Origin of the sequence: Xanthomonas nasturtii, from assembly GCF_023337365.3 — a bacterium.
Classification (GTDB): domain Bacteria; phylum Pseudomonadota; class Gammaproteobacteria; order Xanthomonadales; family Xanthomonadaceae; genus Xanthomonas; species Xanthomonas nasturtii.
Window position 1 is genome coordinate 4,446,337 of the sequence record NZ_CP142084.2, and the last position, 22,018, is coordinate 4,468,354.

Consider the following 22,018-nt stretch of genomic DNA (forward strand, 5'->3'; position numbering starts at 1 on the left):
CGAACGGCTGAACGCGTTTGCCTGCCTGAGTCGGCGGTGCTGCCAACCTGATGCCGGGTGCGAACGCTGCACGGCCAGCCGCATGTTTCGGATCCGCTCATCGCACGCAAGCATTGGCGGCACGCTCGGACCCGGGTAATCGCGGGTTGAATGGCTCACCAAGCAACCGCGCTGCCTGACGAGCAGGCAGCGTCACTTCCAATGTCAGCGGCCTTGTGTCCGCGGCGACCACGCATGGCGCGCCCACACCAGGCCGATGGCCGCCATTGCCAGGCCCATCAGCAGCATGCCGACGCCCACGCCATTCGGCCCGAAGCGGTCGTACAGCAGGCCGCCGCGATTGACCGCCGCCAGCGTCTGCGGATGCAGCAGCGTCCACCCGCCCTGCCCGGCACTGAGCAGCCCCACCACCAGCGCGATGGCCTTGAGCGGAATCATGGGCGCGGGCCGGCGGTAGGCGGCACCCGTTGCAGGCTGCCTGCCAGCGTCCACACCAGCACGCCGATGCCCACGCCTTGCATGGCCATCAATACGAAGTGGGCGATGCTGACCACCATGCTGATCTGACGCACGTTGCCTTGCTGCAGCAACAGCATCGGAATGGCTTGGAAGGCGACCTCGGCAAACAGGCAGCCCAGCAGCAACCAGAGCGCAGCCAGCCCGGCGCGCCGCAACGCGGTGTGTGGCGCGCGCCACAGCAGCACCAGCCCGAGCAGCAACGCGATCAGCATCGGCACGCGCGACAGCAGGCTGGTGACCAGGGTCAGCAGGATATCGGTGGCGGAGACGCTGCCCACCTCAGTCGGCACTGATCAGCACGGCCTCGCGCGCGCGTAGCGCGGCGTAGACCGGGTCGGTGTCCGGGCGCACGCCGTGCCACAGCGCGAAGCTTTCGGCAGCCTGCTCCACCAGCATGCCCAAACCGTCGATGGCGTACCGACACTGGGCCGCACGTGCCCAGGCCAGGAACGCGATGGCGGTGGCGCCATAGTTGAGGTCAACCGCGGCGGTGAGGCTGTTGACCAGACCCAGCGGCATCGCGAACGCACCGGCGTCGCGGTCGCGGCCGGCAGCGGTGGCATTGACGATCAGCTCGAAGTCGCCCAGATCACGCAGGTCTTCGATGTAGCGCGACACCACGCGACCGGGTTCGCCCAGCGCGTCGCACAACGCATCGGCGCGCTCGGGCGAACGGTTCACCACCACCATTTCGGTGATGCCTGCCTCCAGCAGTGCCGGCGCCACGCCGCGCGCAGCACCGCCGGCGCCCAGCAGCAGCACGCGGCGACCGCGCAGATCCAGGCCATGCCGATCGGTGAGATCGCGGACCAGGCCGATGCCATCGGTGTTGTCGCCCTGCCACTGGCCATCGTTACGCACCAGCGTATTGACCGCTCCGGCCAGGCGCGCGCGGTCGCTCAGGCTGCTGGCCAGCGCACAGGCCGCTTCCTTCAACGGCAGGGTGACGTTGGCGCCCTTGCCGCCGTCATCGGCAAAGCGCTCCAGCGCGGCGGTGAACTCTTCCGGCGGTGCGTCGATGGCGGTGTAGTCCAGCGCAATGCCGGTCTGCTTCCCGAAGTCGGCATGGATGGCCGGCGACAGCGAATGGGCGACGGGGTGACCGAACACGGCATAACGGGATACGGGCATGAAACGCTCTCTGGTTGACTAGACTGTGCGCGATCTGAAGGCAGGAACACCGCATGCAATCTCGATGGACGCTGCTCACGCTGGCGGCAAGTTTACTCTGCGTCCCGTCTGCTTCGGGGCTTGCCGAATTCGGCATCGAGGGCATGGGCGTGGTCTCCACGCCGGCCAACGAGGCACGCGCCACGCTCAGCCCGGACGGGCAGCGCATCGTCTGGGCCAGCGACCGCGCCGGTGGCGCAGGCGGCTGGGATCTGTGGCGGGCACAGCTGCGCGGCGGGCGCTGGCAGGACGCGCAACCGCTGCCGGTCAATACCGCGCAGGACGAGACCACCCCATTGTTCAGTGCCGACGGCCGCTGGCTGCTGTTCGCCTCTAACCGGCCCGGCGGCGCGGGCGGCAGCGACCTGTACCGCGCGCCAGTGGATGCGCAAGGCGCAGTGGGTGCGGTGCAATCGTTGGGGACGGCGATCAACAGCGACGGCAATGAGCGCGCGCCGACGCTATCGCTGGACGGCACGCGTTTGCTGTTCGCCAGCAACGGGCATGGCGGCGCCGGCGGCATGGATCTATTCGTGGCGCACTGGAATGGACAGGCTTTTATTGCGCCGGTGGCCTTGGTCGACATCAACAGCGCCGCCGACGAACTGGACCCAGCCTGGCTCGGCGACGGGCGCGCGCTGGTGTGGGCGCGCGGAACAACCGATGGCCCCAGCCAGCTGCTGGTAGCCGCCTGCAAGGACGGGCATTTCGCCCAGGGCCAGGCGTTGCCGCTGTCGTTCAACGGGCCGCAGGAGCGCACCTTCGGCGCAGTGGTGGATGCGGCAAAGCCTGGCGAATTACTGGTGACCGGCAGCGCCCGCGCGCCGCGTGCCGGGCAACTGGATATCTACCGGATGAAGGCACCGGCGGCGAGTGGCGATGCGAGCTGCCGTTGAGGTGGATGCAGGCTGCTGACCAGCATGTGCAACCTGGTTGCAGGGCCCTTCCCCACTCACCATCGCGGGACACGCTGCAAGTACGTTCCTCTAGCTCTGGCGCCGCACCCATGCGTCTCAAGGTCCCGCGACGGTGGGCGGGCAAGGACCAGTCAAGTTGGTCGTTGCGCAGAGCTTTCCATAAAACAGCCAGCCAACTGTCTGGTGCGTTGATTCGTTCTTCAATAAACCACCAGCCAACTGTCTGGTGCGATGCCCTCACCGATTGCGGGACCGCTGGCGGCATGGATGCCGCCACCGAGCCTCCAGGGACGGATTCATGGCGTGTCCCGCAAGCGGTGAGGGCATCGCGCACTCGACCGAGCAGGCGTTTGATTGCATCACCAAGATAACTTCAACGGACCGCGCGCGGATGCCATGCAAAAGGCAAGCGGCCAACGCTCGGCATTGGCGTGCCATTCGTACGCCCCGATCCTGCGCTTGCGCAAGCGCTTAGCGCTCACTGACCTTGCTTGCTAGCCGATATGAGGCGCAGATACAGCAGTCGTCACCGCACTCAATACACATCGCGCCGATAACGGCCCGCCGCGGTCAACGCTTCCAGCCGCGTATCACCCAGGAGTTCTCGCAAGGTTGCGTCGACTTCGCGCGCCATGCTGTCCAGACTGCCGCAGACGTAAATCACTGCGCCGCGGTCGATCCAATGCCGCAGCGTGTCGCCGGCTTCGCGCAACTGATGTTGCACGTAGCGCTTATGCGGTTGATCGCGCGAGAACACCCACTCCAGTTGCTGCAGATGTCCACTCGCCTGCCAGGCCTGCAACTCGTCGGCGAACAGACGGTCGTGCGCGGCATGCCGTTCGCCGAACAACAACCAATGCCCATGCACGCCAGCCAGCTCGGCCTCGCGTAGCAGTGCGCGCAAGCCGGCAATGCCGGTGCCGTTGCCGATCAACACCAGCGGCGTTTTTTCGACGCGATGAAACCCGGGATTGGTGCGCAAACGTGCGCGCACCGACGTACCGATGGCCGCATGGCAGATCAGCCAACCCGAGCCCAGGCCGGGGCTGCCATCGGCGCGCGCAGTCAGCCGCACGACCGCCATCGCGGTACCGTCGGCCGGCACGCTGGCCAACGAATAGTCGCGGGTGGGCAACCAGGCGCAGGCATCCAGCCAGGTCTGCGGATCCGGACGATGGGCCGTTGGCAGTGCGGGCGGCTCCGGCAGCACGCGCTCGGCCGCGGCCTGCTGCAGCGGCAGCAACTGCGCATCCACGTGCACCAGTGCATCGGGCGATAACTCCCATGCAGCCAGACAGGCACGCACCTGCGCTGCGGCGTGCGCCGGCTGCACTTCGAGGATATCGCCGGCCTGCCAGCGTGACTCGGCAGGCGGCTGCAGATCGATGCGCCAGATCGGCGCGCCTTCGCTACCCGGGTTCAGATGCATGCGCGAGGACAACGTCCACCCGCTCAGCGTGGGCCGCGCCAGTGGCGCAGCGCTCACCGGCGCACCGGCAATCTGGCCCAGCTGCGCATGCCATTGCGCCAGCGCCTGCGGATCGACGTTGTCCATTTCCACCGCAGGAAACAGCGCGCGCGCGCCCTGCGCATCCAGCCACTGTTCGATACGCCGCGAGAACCCGCAGAACTGGGCGTACTGACGGTCGCCCAGCGCCAGCACCGCGTAGGCCAGTTGCGGTAATTCAACGCGTTGCCGCAGCAGTTCGCGCTCGAAGCCGCGTGCCGCATCCGGTGGCTCGCCGTCGCCGAAGGTGCTGATCACGAACAGCGCATGCCGGGTACGTTGCAGCTCCTGCGCGTCCAGCTGCGCCAGCGAACGCACCTGCACCGGCAAGCCGGCTGCCTGCAGGTGCCCGGCGGCTTGCCACGCCAATCGCGCGGCAAACCCGCTCTGGCTGGCGAAGGCGATCAACCATGGCGCAGCCTGCGAGGCCGGCGCCGCGCCTTGCAGCAGCACGCGTGCGGCACGCAGCTCGCGTTTCTTGCGGCGCCGATCCAGATACAGCATCCAGCCGGTAACGAAAAACACCGACATGCCGAGGCTGGCCAGCATCACCACGATGCGCCCCGGCAGCCCGAAGAAACTGCCCGAATGCAGCGCAAACATGCTGACCATCAGCTGCTGCCCGCGCGGCCTTGCCGCGTAGTCCTGCCTGCGCAGCACGGCGCCGCTGGCGGCATCGATGTCCAGGGCGTTCAAGGCGCGGTCGTGATCCGCGTGATCGGGCAGAAACCGCACATTCAAGGCCTGCCCGGCACGGGCGGGAATCCGCAGATCCAGCGCGGCGTGATGCGTGGCCGGGATGCCATCCAGGGTGCGTTGCACGCGCGCAAAATCCACCGTTGCCGGACGCCGGTCGCGCCGGTCGTCGCGCACCACGGGCTCGCCACCGAGCACGGCCGCCATGCCGTCGCGGTACCAGGTGTAGGACCAGGTCAGCCCGGTCAGTGCGACCAGCAGATACACCAGCAGGCACCAGGTGCCGAACACCGCATGCAGGCTCCACAGAAAACTGCGCCCCTGCCGCCGCCATTCCACTACCCACCAGGTGCGCGGGCTCCACCACCGTCGCGGCCAACGCAGATACAGCCCCGACGCGCAGAAGAACAGCAGGATCAAGGCGCTCGCGCCGGTGACCGCCTGCCCGCGCTTGCCGGCCGTCAGGTTGCGGTGCAGGTCTTCGATGAAGGCAAACGCAGCGCTCAGCCGCGGCGGCGCGACTTTCTCGCCCGTGTAGGGGTCGAAATACACCCGGCCACCACCCTTGCCGGCCAGGCGTGCGTTGGACGGGCGGGCGCCGGTGGGGTCGATCAACAGGCGCGTCACCGCCTGCTTCTGCCCCGCATCGGTCGGCGCCAGATCGAGCCGTTGCAGCAGCACATCCACCGGCAAGGGCCGTTCGCCTGCCGCGTGCCGCTGCGCCAGTTGCGCGATGGCCGGGTTGGCCACGCGCACGATCTCGTTTTCGAAGGACATCAATGCGCCGGTCAATCCCATCACCGACAGCACCAGCCCGGCGGTGATGCCAAGCAGCCAGTGCAGTTGGAACAGAACCGTCTTGAGCACGCGCGAACAACCTGAAGCAGCAGGGCTCGCCATTGTAGATGAGAATCGTTATCGCAGTTTCGTGAGGGATCGGTCGCAATTGCGTTGCCTCAGGCAAACCTGGCCGAGCACGACGCTTCTGTATCAGGACCAGGCATCTGCCTTGTCAGCTTGCGCGCCTTGGCGGGTGATCTGTCGGCTTGGCCAGTGACTGATCGAAGAAACGAGGTCACGCCACTGCAGTGCAGGTAGCCTTTGGTCGTTCATTACCTACGTGCGGAAACGAACCCGGCAAAACGATCAATTTCCCCTTCCTGCATCAGACGCAAGTGCGTCCGCATGCCTGGGAGGACGCGATGACAACACCTACAAAGCAACGCCGACAGACGCACTCAACCTTCGCGCAACCAGCGCGCCACCTGCGGCGCGAAATAGGTCAGCACGCCATCGGCGCCGGCACGCTTGAACGCCATCAACGCTTCGAGCACGCAGCTGCGCTCGTCCAGCCAGCCGTTGGCGCTGGCGGCCTTCAACATCGCGTACTCGCCACTGACCTGATACGCGAAGGTCGGCACGCGGAATTCGTCCTTCACCCGGCGCACCACGTCCAGGTACGGCATGCCCGGCTTGACCATCACCATGTCCGCGCCCTCTTCCAGATCCAGCGCGATCTCGCGCAACGCCTCGTCGCCGTTGGCCGGATCCATCTGATAGGTGGTCTTGTCGGCCTTGCCCAGATTGCCCGCGCTGCCCACCGCATCGCGGAACGGGCCATAGAACGCCGAGGCGTACTTGGCCGAATACGCCATGATGCGCACGTTGAGATGGTTCTCGGCATCGAGCGCGCGGCGGATCGCACCGATGCGGCCATCCATCATGTCCGAGGGTGAAATGATGTCCACACCGGCCTGCGCATGCGACAGCGATTGTTTGACCAGCGCCTCGACGGTGATCTCGTTGAGCACATAGCCCTTGTCATCGATAATGCCGTCCTGGCCGTGGGTGGTGTACGGGTCCAGCGCCACGTCGGTCATGACGCCCAGCTCCGGGAAGCGCGACTTGAGCGCCCGCACCGCGCGCTGCGCCAGACCGTCCGGGTTCCAGGCTTCGGCCGCATCCAGGCTCTTGCCGGCCGGGTCGATGACCGGGAACAGATCGATCACCGGGATGCCCAGTTCCAGCGCGTTTTCTGCCTCACGCAGCAACTCGTCCAGCGACAGCCGCTCCACCCCCGGCATCGAGGCAATCGGCGCGCGGCCGGGCAACTCGTGGACGAACACCGGCCAGATCAGGTCATCGGTGGTCAGCGTGTTTTCGCGCATCAGCCGACGCGAAAACACATCGTGGCGCATGCGGCGGGGGCGATAGTGCGGGTGGGCCATGACAAGGCTCCTGGAGACAGCGCATCAGTTTACGCCCGCCATCCCGCGCAGGACGCGCTGTGACGCAGCGTCGCAGCGCTGCAACGGCTAGATCACCCCGCCCCCAGGCTCAGGCGGATCACCCCGACCACGATCACCAGGCCGTTGAGCAGCAGGCCGGTCTTGGCGCGGCCGCGGTTGCCGGCCGAGGTAAACAACAGCGCGATCGCGGCGATCAGCGCGCCCACCGCTGCGAACGGAATCAGGAACCAGTTGCCCCAGCCCAGCAGCGGGATGAAGGCCAGCACCATCCACAGCAGCGCCACGATGCCCCATAACAGACTGATCAATCCCACGTGCCACCTCGCCTTGAAGAAAGCACGAGCTTACCGGCGCACCCGTCTTCACGCCGTGGGCGAGTGGTCATCATGACCAATGGCGGCTTGGCGGCAGCCTCACATCGGCATGGCTACGGTGCGCCAACGTCCGGTGGACTTCAGAACGGCCAACAACACGACTGCTCGCGCCGTCTTGTTAGCCACTCTTCAGTTCGGGCAACGGATTATCGCGGTCACTGTCGTTCAACAGGGGGCACCATCATGAACAAGCACATCGTCATCGGCGCCACGCTGGCATTGCTGCTGGCCGGCTGCGCCAGCAGTTCCAAGGTCATGCTGGGCCAGGCGCGCGCGCCGATCGACCCGGCGCAGGTGCAGGTGTATGCCAACGCCCCGGTCGGCTCGGTGGAGATCGCCCAGCTCGAATCCACCAGCGCCGCCGGCTTCGGCACCCAGGGCCAGACCGATGCCGCCGTGCAACGCCTCAAGCGCGAAGCCGCCAAGCTCGGCGCAAACGGCGTGGTCATCGTCGGCGTAGGCTCGGAACGCTCCGGCGGCGGCTTGTCGGTGGGCGGCGGCAGCTACGGCGGACGCGTCGGTGGTGGCCTGGGCATCGGCATCCCGACCACGCAGAAGCGCGCGGCCGGGATGGCGATCTGGGTGCCGGCGGGGGCGCAGCGGCGCGTTGCACCCGAGATGCCGCCTCCAACGCGCTGAGGCGGTCTACAGGATTGGAGAGCGTTTGCGAAGGCAGCGGTGCAACAGGGCGCGATGAGTGGCTGATTCCAGCTCCATCGCGCCCTACGTTTTTCACACAGCACCTTTTTACGCTGCATCGAACTGCTTAGCGCCTGCCTTGCTGCGCCGGAACGAACTGCGTCTCTACCGCCTTGGCCAGCTGGTCCGGCGGCAGCAGGCCCTGGTCGAGCAGGAAGTTGTTGAAGGCCAGGCGATCAAACTTCTTGCCTAGTGCCAATTCGGTGCGCATGCGTAACTCGAGGATGCGGGTGTAGCCGTAAAAGTAGCTGCCGGCCTGGCCAGGCGCGCGGACGGTGTAGCGGTCCAGTTCCTGGCGGGTCATCGCTGGCGAGAGGCCGACGTCGTCTTCCAGTACCTGGCGTGCGCGTTCGCGGTCGATCAGGCCTAGGTTGAGCATCGGGTCGAGCATGGCGCGGGCGGCGCGCAGCAGGCGGAACTGCAGGGCGATCAGCTGGCCGTCGAGCGGTTCGTACGGCACCATTTCGGCTTCGGCATACAGCGCCCAGCCTTCGACGTTGACCGAGTTGAACGCGAACAGGCTGCGCGCCAGCGAGACGCCGCGTTCGACCATGGCGGTGAACTGCAGTTCGTGGCCGGGGCGGCCTTCATGGGCGCTGAGCGTCCAGGCCGCCGAGCCGAAGTTGAAGTCGTCGTATTGCTCTTTCTTGGCGCCATCGGCGGTCGGGTTGCCCAGCGGCAGCACGAACTGGCCCTGCTGGCCGGTGTTGCCGATCAGCGGTGCGGGGAGGAAATGCGGCGCCGGTTGCGCGGCGCTTTCGGCGGCGCTGCCCAGGCGCATCTGCATCGGGCGGTTGGGCACATCGACGATGCGCTGCTGGCGAATGATCGGGTCGATCTGATCGATCACGCCGCGGTAGTGGGTTTCCAGCTGGTCGTCGGCGATGGTGTTGCCCTTGAGCGCACGGATCACCTGCACGTAATCGCTGCCCTGCACCCCCTTGGCCTTGGCCACCAGCGGGGCCAGCTGACGCATGGCCGAGCGGGTCTCCATGAACTCCAGTTGCGCGCGCTGGATCAGCTGCTGCGGGGCGATATCGATGCCCACCTGCTTGAGTTGATACGCATACAGCGGTTCCGGCAAGCGGGTGTCCTTGCGCGCCTTGGGCAGCACGTTGGTGCGAGTCCAGTTGGCGTAGTCCTTGAGCTGGGTTGACATGGCCTTGAGCGCTTCGTCGGCGCCGGCGATCTTGTACTTGGCGAACAATTCGCCGATGCCGGCGACGTAGGTGTCCACATTGGCCAGCGCCTGCTCCACTTCGCGCTGGGTGGGCTGCAACAGTGCGGTGTTGCCCAGCTGTTCTTCGTAGCGCTGGCGCGCCAGTGTAGTGGTGGGCGTGCTGCCCGGCACCAGGCCGACGTAACGCTTGAGGCGGTCCAGCGCCTTGGCGCGGCGCTCGGGCACGGTCTGGTCGGACAACAAGCCATTGAGGCCACTGAAGACCAACTCCGGGGCGTCGTTCCACGGCAGCAAATAACGCTCGTTGAGCTCGCTGCCTTCGATGTTCTGCTCGGCCGCACCGATCATGATCTGCAGATCCTGGCGCACGTTGGCATCGCGCTCGGTGGCCAGCTTTGCCTGCAATGCAGCGCGCGCCTTGCGCATCGCATCGCGATAGCGTGCGGCATTGTCCGGGCCCAGATCGATGACTTGATCGTCATAGCCCGGCACGCCGAAGAAACTGGCGTATTCGGGCTGGAACGGTGCCTGCGCGTTGAGCAGGATCTGCGCGTAGCCGTTGCTGGTCTGTACCCAGGCCGGGCTGGCGGGCTGGGTCGGCGCTGCCTTGCTGGTCTGTGCCTGCAATGGCAACGAGGAACCGAGCGCCAGCGCAACGGCGAGAACGAGTGGCTTCATGAGGCGGATCCGCAAGTTGAGTAGCGCGACCCTACCCATCTGCAGCAACCGCGGCAATCTGCCTTTGGTCATGGCAGGCAGGGCTACGGTAGCGATGCTGCGGCTGGCAACACATCGACCGGCTCGTCTCGAGTGCCGGCGAACGTCCGTGGTTGATAGGCCCAATGGCCATGCCTGCACGTGGCATGCACCTGCGCTCTGCCTTCGCGCGGAATCGGTGCGCAACGCGCGGACGCTCCGGTTCCTGGACGCCGCGCATGTCGAGCTGACAATCGCTCGCTACGTTTCGTGCGCCGCGCCTAGTCGTGCACCGGCATCAGACAGCGCTGCAAAAACGCTTCGGCGGTCTTGTAACGATGCAGTGCAGTGGCGCCTGAAAAACCATGTTTTGCACCGGGATAGGTCATCAGCTCGAACGCAGTGCCGCGTCGCTGCAACTCGCTCATCAGCGCAGTCGAATTGGTGAACAACACGTTGTCGTCGGCCATGCCGTGGATCAGCAGCAGCCTGGCGCGCAGGCCGTCCAGATGGGTGGCGATGCGTGCGTCGCGATAACCTGCCGTGTTTCCGGCCGGCAGGTCCATGTAGCGCTCGGTGTAATGGGTGTCGTACAAGCCCCAGTCGGTGACCGGCGCGCCGGCCACGCCGCAGGCATACGCGTCGCTGTGCTTGGCCAGCAGCATCAAGGTCATGTAGCCGCCGTTGGACCAACCCTGCACGCCGATCCGCCTGGCATCCACCCACGGCTGGCGCTTGAGCCAGGCCACGCCTTGCAACTGGTCCTCCACCTCGACGGTGCCCTGCTTGCCGTACAACGCGCCACCGAAGTCGCGCCCGCGCCGTGGGGTGCCGCGGTTATCCAGCGAAAACACCACGTAACCGCGTTGGGCCAGGTATTGATCGAACAGCGCATCGCCGCGGCTGGGCCAGGCATCGAGCACGGTCTGCGCGGCGGGGCCGCCGTAGACATAGACGATGACCGGGTAGCGCTTGGCCGGATCGAAATGGTCTGGCTTGGTCAGGCGGTACTGTAAGGGCGTCTTGCCGTCGGCGGCGCTGAGCGTGCCGAATTCGATCGGGCGCTGCGCGTCGCGGTACTTGGCGTATGGATGCTGCGGGTCGGCCAGGTCGTTTTTCAACAGCGTGGCGATTTTTTCGCCATTTGCGCGGAACAGTTCGATCTGCGGCGGCGTGGTGGTGTTGGACCAGCTGTCGACATACACGCTGGCGTTGTTTGCAAAACTGGCCGCGTGCGTGCCGCGGGTCTTGGAGCGTTTTTCGATCGCGCCGCCGGCCAGGGGTACCGCGTAGATCTGGGTCTGGGTCGGCGACTCTTTGCTGGCGGCGAAATACACCGTGCCGGCTTGCTCATCGACGGCCAGCAGTGCATCCACCACCCAGTCGCCGGAGGTCAGCGGCGTCAGCGTGCGACCGTCGTCGGAGGCAAGGTAGAGGTGCTCGTACCCGCTGCGTTCGGAGTTCCAGAGAAAGCGGCCGTCCTTGAGGAAACGCAGGTCGTTGGTCAGCGGCACCCAGGTGGGCGAGGTTTCGGTGATGAGCGTGCGCTGCGCGCCGCTGGCCAGCGTCGTTTCGATCAGCTCAAGGGTTTTCTGGTCGCGCGACTGGCGCTGGAAGGTCAGCCGCTGCGGATCGCGCCAGTCCACGCGTGCCAGGTAGATATCCGGATTCTTGCCCAGGTCGATCCAGCGCGGAGCCGCCTTGGCGCGCGGCGCGATCACGCCCAATTGCACCGCCACATTCGGCTGGCCGGCCTGCGGATAGCGCTGGCTGATCACCTCGGTGTGGTCTGCATACACTTCCGGGCGCTTTTGCACCGGCACCTGCGCTTCGTCGATACGCGCGAAGGCAATGGCCGAATCGTCCGGCGACCACCAGTAGCCGGTGTGGCGATCCATTTCTTCGTCGGCGACGAATTCGGCCACGCCATTGCCGATGGTCTCGCTGCCGTCGTGGGTGAGCTGCAGCGGCTTGCCGCTGGCCAGGTCGATCACCCACAGATTGCGTTCGCGCACGAAGCTGACGAAGCCGCCCTTGGGCGAGAGCTTGGCGTCGGTGGCGAAGCCTTCGCCGTGGGTGAGCTTGCGGACCGCTGCCGCGCCGGTCTTGCGCAGGTCGTACAGATACAGCTCGCCACCGAGCGGGAACAACAGTGCATGTGCGTCCGGCGCCCATTGGTAATCGACGATGCCGGTGAGCGCGGCGATGCGTTGGCGCTCGCGGCGCGCCTTTTCGACATCGCTCAGCACTTCGGTACCGGGCAGCACGACCTTCGAATCGACCAGCAGGCGGGTCTGGCCGCTGGCGATGTCGTATTCCCACAGATCCAGTTGATTGCGATCGCTATCCTTGCCGCGCAGGAAGGTCACGCGCGAGCCGTCCGGGGCCACCTTGGGCTTCATCAGCGTGGGGCCGGCGAGCGGCAATGGGCCGGTGATGGCCTCCAGGGTGAGTTTTTCGGCGTGGGCCATGGGCACGGTGCTGAGCATGAGGGCAAGGGCGGCGAACAGGGCGCGCATTGAAGATCCTGTCTGAAGACAGCGCACAGGATGCGGGGGCGTGCGATGTTTGAGAAGTGTGGCGGTCTTGGGTGGGGCGATTGGGAGACCGTAGGCGTGATGCTAGGTTGTATTAGGGATGTCGCGCACGGGCCAGCGAGTGTGCCGACTAAGTTGGCGCGCTGCGGATGGAGGCCACCGCGGGTTTGATGTGGCTCGGGTGATGGTGGCTTCGGATGTGATGCGAGATCCGTACCCTCACCCCAACCCCTCTCCCGCAGGGAGAGGGGCTCTGGCTTGCTTCTCCCAGCGGGAGAAAAAGTGGCTTAGCTTCCTTCTCCCGCCGGGAGAAGGTGGCGCGTAGCGCCGGATGAGGGTCGGGCGCAGCCCGGCCCTGCGATTGGTACCGCTGTGTAGTGCCGTGTCTGACCGCACTACTGCGCGCGGCGATCCAATCCAGGACATCTCCTATCCAAGGCAACCCCCGCGGCGCTCAACCCCAGCAGCCCTGCGCCTCAGCTCTCTGCCTCAGCACGACGCCTCAGCGCTTACCGAACAGGTGCTTGCGTTCTTCCTCGCTGAGCGGCTTGCCGGCGTTGGGGTTGACCTGCTCTTTCAGCGCGTAGGCGCGCTGGGTGGCCGGGCGTGCGGCGATGGCGTCGTGCCAGCGCTTCAGGTGCGGGAACGCGGCGAAGTCCGGCTTGAGGTCGCCATACACTTCGATCCACGGGTAGCTGGCCATGTCGGCAATGCTGTAGTCGCCGCCGGCCAGGAAGGCATGCTCGGCCAGGCGCTTGTCGAGCACGCCATGCAGACGGCGCACCTCAATGTTGTAGCGCTCGATCGCGTAAGGAATCTTTTCCGGTGCGTAGACGGTGAAGTGGCCCATCTGGCCACTCATCGGACCCAGCCCGCCCATCTGCCAGAACAGCCATTCCAGCGCGGCGATGCGCCCGCGTGCATCGCGCGGCAGGAAGCGGCTGGTTTTTTCCGCCAGGTACAACAGGATCGCGCCGGATTCGAACACGCTCTGTGCGCCGCCACCGTCGGCGGGTGCATGGTCGACGATGGCCGGCATCTTGTTGTTGGGCGAAATCTGCAGGAACGCCGGGGCGAACTGCTCGCCCTTGCCGATGTCGACCGGCTTGATGGTGTAGTCCAGCCCGGCTTCTTCCAGGAACAAGGTGACTTTGTGGCCGTTGGGGGTGGGCCAGTAGTACAGGTCGATCATGGGTGCTCCGGTAGGTAAGGGTGATGCGCGGCTGTGAGGGCGCCGCAGTTCCATCCGCGTGCACCGGCGTGCGTCAGCGATCGGCAACCGCGCTGTCGCCAGGACAATCTGCACGCCGGCTGTATGCGCCGATGCCCGCGCGGCCGCCCTGGCGGTCGCAGTGAGGCTAATTCGGGACGGAACACACATCAGGAGTACTACAGGCGTCGGCCAATCTCGAACGACGATCCCGACGCCTGACCTATGCCATCGACGCCCGATGTTACGACCCCCGCTGTCGTCCGCGCGTGCACCGGGCGATGCCCCTGCTGGAACGATGTGTGACGCGATTGGCTCGCGGCCGATGCTGCAGTGCAAATTGACTTCGTTAAGGCCGCACTAACAAATGCTCGATTGTTCCATCGACCTTTGCCTGTCCCGCTCGGGGCCGGCCTTATCTTTTGTTTGGGGAAGCAATCACCGTGAGAGAGACACGCACCCTGCCGCGCACGCGGCGCCTGACGTCTGCCCTGCTGTTCGCATTGTCGACGCCGCTGGCCGCGCAGACAGCGCCGGCGCCGCAATCGGCATCCACTGTCCCGGGCTCCAGCCAGGCCGACCCCGCCACCCTCGATACCGTCCAGGTCAGCGGTATCCGTGGCAGCCTCACCTCGTCAATGAACGTCAAGCGCGATGCGCAAGGCATCGTCGACGGCATCGTGGCCGAGGACATCGGCAAGTTCCCCGACACCAACCTGGCCGAGTCGCTGCAGCGCATCAGCGGTGTGTCGATCGACCGTTCGCTGGGCGAAGGCTCGCGCGTCACCGTGCGCGGCGTCGGCCCGGACTTCAACCTGGTGCTGTTGAACGGCCGGCAGATGCCCGGCGCCAGCATCGAAGAATCCAACGCCTCCAACTCGCGTGCGTTCGACTTCGCCAACCTGGCGTCCGAGTCGATCTCCGGCATCGAGGTGTTCAAGACCAGCCGCGCCAGCACGCCCACCGGCGGCATCGGTGCCACCATCAACATCAAGACCGCCCGGCCGCTGGACAACCCCGGCATGCATGCCAATGTGGGTCTGAAGGGCGTGCACGATCCGTCCAACGAGAATCTGCCCGGACGTTTGCAAGGCGATGCGCTGACCCCGGAAATCTCCGGCATCTTCAGCAACACCTCGGCCGATGGGCGCTTCGGCGTGTCGCTGAGCGGCAGCTACCAGGAACGCGACTTCGGCTACAGCCAGGTCGGCGTGCCCAACGGCTGGCGTTCGTTCCGTGGCGATTCCACCGCCTACGGCACCATCCCGCAGCCAGGTGCGCCTGGCTCGGAAAACATCGTCAACCGTCCTGGCCCGAACGATATCTATTCGGTGCCGCAGAACATCAACTACCGCGTAGTTGGGGTCGAACGCCAGCGCACCAACGGGCAGCTGGTGCTGCAGTACAAGCCGCTGGACAACATCACCACCACGCTGGATTACACGTACTCGGAAAACAAGATCCAGCAGCAGCGCAACGAAATGTCGGTGTGGTTCAATTACGGCCCGTCGGCCAGCGCCTGGACCAACGGCCCGGTGGCCGGTCCGATCACCTACTCGGAATTCGTCAACCCGGCCACCAGCGATCTGGCCACCGCCGGCTCCAACGCGGCCACGCGCAACCAGAACAAGTCGCTGGGCTTCAACGTGGATTGGGCGGTGAACGATCAGTTCAAGCTCAACTTCGACATCCACCGCTCCACTGCCGAATCAGGCGCGGACAGCCCGTACGGCTCGAGCAATTCGCTGGGCGTGTCCGGGTTCTACCGCGGCACCTCGGTGGTGGATTTCAGCAAGGATTTCCCGATATTGCAGCAGCAGCTGGGCTTCGGGCTGAACGGGCTGGATCCGTCGCGCACGCTGGTCACCGGCTCGGCATTCCGCAACAGCTACATGAAGTCGGAAATCGACCAGGCCCAGGTCAACGGCGACTTTACCTTCGAAAATTATTCGCAGCTGAAATTCGGCATCGGCAGCACCGAGGTCAAGAACCGCTCGGCGTTCTCCAACGTGCAGCGCGACACCTGGGGTGGCAACGGCACCGCGGCCGATTATCCGGACGACTTGTGGATTCCGAGCGCGTTCGCGCAATACTTCGATGCGATCGACGGCAGCGGCAATCCGGCGCAGTTCAATCAGTTGTTCCTGTTCGACTTCGAGCGCGCGCGCCAGGCCGCCGCGCAAGCAGCCGGCGACGAGGCGCTGTACCGCACCTCGCCGGTGTTCAATACCGACCGCCGCGTGACCGAAAAGTCCAAGAACGCCTATCTGCAGTGGAACAACAGCTGGGACGATCTGCGCGTGCCGATCAGCCTGGCCGCCGGCGTGCGTTACGAAGAAACCAAGGTGGACGCGCAGGCGCTGGTGCCGGTGGCAGTCGGCATCGATTGGGTTGCCAACAACGAGTTGCCGATCCGCCTGGCCGACTCGGCGTTTGCCGGCGGCAGCGGCAAGTACGAGTACTGGCTGCCCAGCCTGGACCTGAGCTTCAAGCTCACCGAAGACCTGGTACTGCGCGGCAGCTACGGCGAAACCATCGGCCGTCCGGGCTGGGGCGACATCCAGGGCGGGCAGACGCTCAACCAGATCGCGCGCCTGGAGGGCGGCACCGGCCAGGAAGGCAACCCCGGCCTGAAGCCGCTGCTGTCGCACAATATCGACCTGTCGCTGGAGTGGTACTACAGCGATGCCAGCTACGCTTCGGTGGGCTTCTTCCGCAAGAACATCGACAACTACATCGGCGTGACCACGCGCGACGATACCTCGCTGGGCTTGAATACCCCGATTGGCGGCACGTACTGGAACGAAGCGCTGGGCAACGGCTGCGCCTCGGCCGATCTGACCTGTATCCGCAACTACATCTTCCGCAACCGCGGCGGTGCGCCTGGCGTGGTGCGTGGCGCGGACGATGCCAACGGCAATGCCACCGGCGTGATCAGCGGGCAGCCGGGCGACCCGGTGGCCAACTTCGCCATCACCGCGCCGGCCAACCAGCGCTCGGCCTCGCTGGACGGTTGGGAATTCAATCTGCAGCACATGTTCGGCGCCAGCGGCTTCGGCGTGTCGGCCAACTACACCATGGTCGACTCCGGGCTGACCTACAACAATGCGGTGATCGGCGAGCAGTTCGCGCTGGAAGGTCTGAGCGATTCGGCCAACTTCGTTGGCTTCTACGACAAGGACAAGTGGCAGGTGCGTGCGGCCTACAACTGGCGCGACGAGTTCCTGGCTGCGCGTTTCGACGGCGGCAGCCAGCCCAACCCGGTCTATACCGAAGCCTATGGTCAGCTGGATCTGAGCATCGGCTACCAGTGGACCGAGAAGCTGTCGCTGAGCCTGGAGGCGATCAACCTCACCGACGAGGTGCAGCGCCAGCATGGCCGGCAGAAGAACCAGATCGTCTACGCCACCCAGACCGGCCCGCGCTACATGTTGGGCGTGCGCTACAAGTTCTGGTGATGCACGCCGTGGCGATGCAGGTTTGATGGCATCGCTGCAGTGACTCCATGCGTCCCCCGGCAGCCAGGCTACTAGGCTGCCGGGGGACGTACACGGCGATTGCATCCGGCCCGGCACGTAGGTGCGTGCGGGGCTTGCCGTGCAATGGCGATTCGTTGAAGCATGGGCCACGCGCCCCGCGTGCTGTACCACTCCCCATGACCAATGCCGTGTTGTTGAACAATCTGGATCATCGCGAGCTGCGCGTGATCACCGCGCACGGCGGCGCCTACGGCGACGACGTGATGTCGGCTGTGACCTTTCCGCAGGAATTCCGCCAGCTGCAGGCGCAATACCCCATCGTGTTCCATCGCAGCGACAGCGGGCGGTTTCAACCGCTTGCCCTGCTGGGACTACGCCTGGGCGAAAACCTGTTTCTGGATGGCACGCGCTGGGATGCGCCGTATGTGCCGCTGGCGATCCAACGCCAACCGTTTCTGATCGGCGAACAACCCGACGGGCCGATGGTGCACGTGGATCTGGACAGCCCACGCATCAGCAGCAGCGATGGCGAGTTGCTGTTTCGCGAACACGGCGGCACTACCGACTTTCTCGACCACATCAGCCAGGTGCTGCGCACGCTGCACGATGGGCTGGCCGCGAGTGAGGCGTTTGTCGAACGCCTGCTGCGTTACGACCTGCTCGAACCGTTCACGTTCGAAGCCAGCTTGAACAACGGTCTGGAATGCCGCCTGGTCGGGCTCTATGCCGTGCACGAAGAACGCCTGCGTGCGCTCGACGACGACGCGCTGCTTGCACTGCACCGGCATGGCGATCTGGAACCGCTGTACATGGCGGTGGCCTCGATCGCGCAATTCCGTCATCTGCTCGAACGCATGAATCGCCGTCATGCCGGCTGAGCCGCGCGCCATCGAAGAGCGCCACGGTCTGGACGCACGCCAGCTGGATCCGGCCATCCTTCGCTCCACCACGCCGCTGCTGCTGCGCGGGCTGGTGCGCGACTGGCCACTGGCGCAGGCCGGTGCGTCATCTGCGCAGGCAGCGGCAACGTACTTACGCGGTTTCGATCGCGGCCAGGCCGTGGTGGCGCAGGTCGGCCCGCCGGACATCGGCGGGCGCTTCTTCTACAACGCGGACATGAGCGGCTTCAATTTCCGCCCCGAGCGCGTGCCGCTGGCCGTGGTGCTGGACACCTTGTTGCGCGACCTGCACAACGCGCAGCCGCCGGCGATCTATGTCGGCTCCACCACCCTGGACACCTACCTGCCCGGCCTGCGCGCCGCCAATCCCATCGCGCTGCCGCAGGCCGAGCCGCTGGCCAGCATCTGGATCGGCAACCGCACCCGCATCGCCGCGCATCAGGACCTGCCGGACAACCTGGCCTGCGTGGTCGCCGGTCGCCGCCGCTTTACGCTGTTTCCGCCAGAACAACTGGGCAATCTGTATATCGGCCCGCTGGATCTCACCCCAGCCGGGCAGCCGGTCAGCCTGGTGGATATCGCCGCGCCAGATTTGCAGCGCTTTCCGCGTTACGCACAGGCGCTGGAACACGCATGTGTCGCCGAGCTGGAACCAGGCGATGCGTTGTTCATCCCCAGCATGTGGTGGCATCACGTCGAGGCGTTGGAAAGCTTCAACGTACTGGTGAACTTCTGGTGGCGGCAGAGCCCGGCCTACATGGATTCGCCGATGAACGCGCTGATGCTGGCGCTTCTCACCCTCCGCGACCTGCCAGCCGAACAACGCGCGATCTGGCAGGACGTGTTCGACCATTACGTGTTCGATGCCGACGCGCAGACCGCAGCGCACATCCCCGAGGCGGCGCGCGGCGTGCTGGCGCCGATGGACGAGACCCGCGCGCGCAGCCTGCGCGCGCGGCTGCTGCAACGTTTGAATCGCTGAGGATTTCGACATGCCCGACACCACGCCTTTGGACCCGCAACAGCGCCCGGTGCGCCGCGTCGTCATCGCCGGTGGCGGCACCGCCGGCTGGATGGCGGCCGCTGCGATGTCCAAGCTGCTGGGCCGGCACCTGCAGATCACCCTGGTGGAATCGGACGAGATCGGCACGGTGGGGGTGGGCGAAGCCACCATCCCCAGCCTGGTCACCTTCCACCGGTTGCTGGAGATCGACGAGGCCGCCTTCATGGCCGCCACCCAGGCCACCATCAAGCTCGGCATCGCCTTCGAACACTGGCGCGATGTGGACCGGCACTATATCCACTCCTTCGGCCATGCCGGTACCGATCACTGGAGTGCCGGGTTCCAGCACTTCTGGTTGAAGGGGCAGCAGCGCGGCGTGGCGCGCGACTTCGGCGACTACTGCCTGGAACTGCGCGCCGCGCAGGAAGGCCGCTTTGCGCACCTGCCCAATGGCGGCATGAATTACGCCTATCACCTGGATGCGGGGCTGTACGCGCGCTTCCTGCGCCGCTTCAGCGAAGGCTTCGGCGTGCAGCGCATCGAAGGCCGCATCGGCCAGGTGGAAACCGATGCAGAAAGCGGTTTTCTGACCGCGCTGACGCTGCAGGACGGCACGCGGGTGGAAGGCGACCTGTTCCTGGATTGCACCGGCTTTGCCGGCCTGCTGATCGGCAAGACGCTGAGCGTCGGCAGCGACGATTGGTCGCGCTGGTTGTTCGCCGACAGCGCGCTGGCGGTGCAGACCGAATCGGTGGGCCCACCGGTGACCTACACCCGCTCGCGCGCCGACCAGGCCGGCTGGATGTGGCGCATTCCGCTGCAGCACCGGGTGGGCAACGGCATCGTGTATTCCAGCCGCTACATGGACCAGGACAGCGCCCGCGCGGTGCTGGAACGCAACCTCACCGGGCGCGCGCTCACCGAGCCGCGGCCGCTGCGCTTCACCCCCAACCAGCGCCACCGGGTGTGGGAAAAGAACTGCGTGGCGCTGGGCCTGGCGAGCGGGTTCCTGGAGCCGCTGGAATCGACCAACATCCACCTGATCCAACGCGGCATCATCCGCCTGCTGCAGACCTTTCCGCAGGTCATCAACGCGGTGGACATCGCCGAGTACAACCGCCAGGCGGCCGAGGAGATCACCCATATCCGCGATTTCGTGATCCTGCATTACCACGCCACCGATCGCCGCGACACGCCGTTCTGGCGCGACTGCGCGGCAATGGACATCCCCGAGTCGCTGGGTCACCGGGTGGAGCTGTTCCGTCAGAGCGGGCGCGTGTTCCACCAGGCCAACGAGCTGTTCGCGGAGAACTCGTGGGTGCAGGTGATGCTGGGCCAGGGCATCGTGCCGCAGCAGCACCACCCGGTCGCCGACCTGATGGGCGATGCCGAGCTTCGTCATTTCCTGGACAACATCCGCACCCGGGTGGAAACGGCACTGGGGCGGCTGCCCGCGCACGCGGACTTCCTGCGCCATTACTGCCCCGCCCCGCCGCCGCCCGAACCGGCGGCACGCGTGCCGGCCGCCGCAGCCGTGGCGACCCCGGCGGGATGAATTTCGCCGGTTCGCCGCGCAACCCTTGGCTTAGACCGCCCCGGCAATGCTAGATTGCGGCATTGCCGTCCATTGCGGGAACAATGGCCGGCGCTCGCCGCAGCAACGTTATCTTTCGCACTCGGGGTAAGGGGGACGCATGTTGGATCTGACACAGGGCCGTATGGCACGCCGGATCGCGCCGGTCATTTTGCTGGTGGGCCTGGCCGCCTGCTCCAAGCAGGAAGACAAGGCCGCCAGCACCACGCCAGCCACCGGCGCAACGCCGGCCGCAACGGCCACCGCACCGACGCCGGCCACGGCGGTCTCGCCGCAGGTGCAGTCGATGGCTGCCGACCAGTTGCGCGCATCGGCCACCAAGGCGCTGCAGGACAACCGCATGTACGCCCCGGCCGGCGATAACGCGGTGGAGTACTACCTGGCCTTGCGTGAGAAGCAGCCGCAGGACGCCACCGTCAACAGCGCGCTGACCGACCTGCTGCCATACACGCTGATCGCCGCCGAACAAGGCATCAGCCGCGAAGAATTCCCGGAAGCGCAGCGGTTGATTGCGTTGATCGAAAAAGTCGACCCCAAGGCGCCGGCATTGCCGCGTCTTAAGGCCGGTCTGGAAACCGGCATGAAGACCGCCGCCAGCCGCTCCGAGCAGGATGCCGAGCAGGCCAAGAAGCTGGTCGAGGACAAGGCCAAGCAGGCCGCCGAGCAGAAGCGCCTGGCCGAGCAGCAGACCCGCGAAGCCGCCGCTGCCCAGCAGATTGCCGCCCAGCAGGAAGCTGCCCGCCAGCAGACCGCCGAAGCCGAGCGCCAAGCCGCTGCACGCCGTCAGGCCGAAACGCCGGCGCCGGCAGCACCGCGTCCGGCACCAGCGGCAGCGACGGCCGCTGCACCGGCCGCACAGTCGCTGCGCCCGATCAGCACCCCGGCGCCGCGTTATCCCCCTGAAGCCCTGCGCGCCGGCACCTCCGGCGAAGTGCTGGTGGAACTCACGGTCGGTACCGACGGCTCAATCACCGCCTCGCGCGTGCTCCGCGCCAACCCGCCGCGCGTGTTCGATCGCGAAGCGCTCAACGCGGTGAAGCGTTGGCGTTTCGAACCGGTTGCCGCACCGGTGACGACACGGCGTACGCTGTCGTTCAATCCAGGCGGTTGATGCCTGGAGCGTTGATAGCATAGAAACAGCAAAAGCCCGCAGCGATGCGGGCTTTTCGTCGTGGCTATGCTGCGCTGCGCTGCGTCGTAGCGCGCGGGGGCAACTGGTGCATGTGCGCGTGTGGCGGGTTGCAAGCCGTAGCTTCGCATACACGCTCAAGCATGCTGGTCGCAGACGC

16 protein-coding genes are annotated in these 22,018 nt (G+C 66.0%); 7 read left to right on the forward strand and 9 right to left on the reverse strand.

The window, feature by feature from the left end:
- Positions 1–204 precede the first annotated feature (204 nt).
- The 3 genes from M3O59_RS19555 to aroE are packed head-to-tail and all read right to left on the reverse strand — an operon-like array spanning position 205 to position 1,650.
- A complete protein-coding gene (locus tag M3O59_RS19555; RefSeq protein WP_181920410.1) occupies positions 205–438 on the reverse strand; it encodes a hypothetical protein in 234 nt (77 codons plus the stop codon).
- Complete coding sequence (locus M3O59_RS19560; RefSeq protein WP_064629047.1) at positions 435–809, reverse strand: hypothetical protein; 375 nt, start codon at positions 807–809, stop codon at positions 435–437. The genes M3O59_RS19555 and M3O59_RS19560 overlap by 4 nt, the downstream gene beginning before the upstream one ends.
- Complete coding sequence (gene aroE / locus M3O59_RS19565) at positions 799–1,650, reverse strand: shikimate dehydrogenase (RefSeq protein ID WP_116904837.1); 852 nt, start codon at positions 1,648–1,650, stop codon at positions 799–801. Before aroE ends, M3O59_RS19560 begins: the two co-directional genes overlap by 11 nt.
- A gap of 53 nt (positions 1,651–1,703) precedes the next feature.
- On the opposite strand from aroE, the gene M3O59_RS19570 reads away from it, so the two are divergent.
- Positions 1,704–2,585 carry a TolB-like translocation protein gene (locus M3O59_RS19570; RefSeq protein WP_116904836.1) on the forward strand — a complete coding sequence of 294 codons (882 nt, stop codon included), beginning with the start codon at positions 1,704–1,706 and terminating at the stop codon, positions 2,583–2,585.
- A gap of 556 nt (positions 2,586–3,141) precedes the next feature.
- On the opposite strand, the gene M3O59_RS19575 is transcribed toward M3O59_RS19570, so the two are convergent.
- The 3 genes from M3O59_RS19575 to M3O59_RS19585 form a co-directional block, all read right to left on the reverse strand.
- Positions 3,142–5,676, reverse strand: coding sequence for a PepSY domain-containing protein (locus tag M3O59_RS19575; RefSeq protein WP_116904835.1), 2,535 nt, complete (start codon positions 5,674–5,676; stop codon positions 3,142–3,144).
- A gap of 371 nt (positions 5,677–6,047) precedes the next feature.
- A complete protein-coding gene (hemB, locus tag M3O59_RS19580) occupies positions 6,048–7,037 on the reverse strand; it encodes a porphobilinogen synthase (protein WP_064629038.1) in 990 nt (329 codons plus the stop codon).
- A gap of 92 nt (positions 7,038–7,129) precedes the next feature.
- Positions 7,130–7,366: a hypothetical protein gene (locus M3O59_RS19585; RefSeq protein ID WP_249054432.1), complete on the reverse strand. Its 237-nt coding sequence runs from the start codon at positions 7,364–7,366 to the stop codon at positions 7,130–7,132.
- 249 nt (positions 7,367–7,615) lie between these two features.
- Here M3O59_RS19585 and M3O59_RS19590 point away from each other — a divergent pair, with 249 nt between their 5' ends.
- Complete coding sequence (locus tag M3O59_RS19590) at positions 7,616–8,071, forward strand: hypothetical protein (RefSeq protein ID WP_116904834.1); 456 nt, start codon at positions 7,616–7,618, stop codon at positions 8,069–8,071.
- A gap of 127 nt (positions 8,072–8,198) precedes the next feature.
- Here the strand turns inward: M3O59_RS19590 and M3O59_RS19595 are convergent, their stop codons facing one another.
- From M3O59_RS19595 to M3O59_RS19605, 3 genes are all read right to left on the reverse strand, one after another.
- Complete coding sequence (locus M3O59_RS19595) at positions 8,199–9,989, reverse strand: DUF885 domain-containing protein (protein ID WP_181920409.1); 1,791 nt, start codon at positions 9,987–9,989, stop codon at positions 8,199–8,201.
- Between the two features lie 299 nt (positions 9,990–10,288).
- A complete protein-coding gene (locus tag M3O59_RS19600) occupies positions 10,289–12,526 on the reverse strand; it encodes a S9 family peptidase (protein WP_181920408.1) in 2,238 nt (745 codons plus the stop codon).
- Positions 12,527–13,046: 520 nt separating this feature from the next.
- Positions 13,047–13,736, reverse strand: coding sequence for a glutathione binding-like protein (locus M3O59_RS19605; RefSeq protein WP_116904831.1), 690 nt, complete (start codon positions 13,734–13,736; stop codon positions 13,047–13,049).
- Between the two features lie 461 nt (positions 13,737–14,197).
- Here M3O59_RS19605 and M3O59_RS19610 point away from each other — a divergent pair, with 461 nt between their 5' ends.
- The 5 genes from M3O59_RS19610 (at position 14,198) to M3O59_RS19630 (ending at position 21,840) form a co-directional block, all read left to right on the forward strand.
- Positions 14,198–17,212 carry a TonB-dependent receptor gene (locus tag M3O59_RS19610; protein WP_116904875.1) on the forward strand — a complete coding sequence of 1,005 codons (3,015 nt, stop codon included), beginning with the start codon at positions 14,198–14,200 and terminating at the stop codon, positions 17,210–17,212.
- A 197-nt stretch (positions 17,213–17,409) separates the two neighbouring features.
- Positions 17,410–18,111: a SapC family protein gene (locus M3O59_RS19615; RefSeq protein WP_181920407.1), complete on the forward strand. Its 702-nt coding sequence runs from the start codon at positions 17,410–17,412 to the stop codon at positions 18,109–18,111.
- The gene (locus M3O59_RS19620) at positions 18,101–19,114 is read left to right on the forward strand and encodes a cupin-like domain-containing protein (RefSeq protein ID WP_116904830.1); all 1,014 of its coding nucleotides are present in this window, start codon (positions 18,101–18,103) and stop codon (positions 19,112–19,114) included. Before M3O59_RS19615 ends, M3O59_RS19620 begins: the two co-directional genes overlap by 11 nt.
- A 10-nt stretch (positions 19,115–19,124) precedes the next feature.
- Positions 19,125–20,690 (forward strand): tryptophan halogenase family protein, encoded by a 1,566-nt coding sequence (locus M3O59_RS19625; RefSeq protein ID WP_116904829.1) that lies wholly within the window; start codon positions 19,125–19,127, stop codon positions 20,688–20,690.
- 139 nt (positions 20,691–20,829) lie between these two features.
- The gene (locus M3O59_RS19630; RefSeq protein ID WP_116904828.1) at positions 20,830–21,840 is read left to right on the forward strand and encodes an energy transducer TonB; all 1,011 of its coding nucleotides are present in this window, start codon (positions 20,830–20,832) and stop codon (positions 21,838–21,840) included.
- The last annotated feature ends 178 nt before the right edge of the window (positions 21,841–22,018 follow it).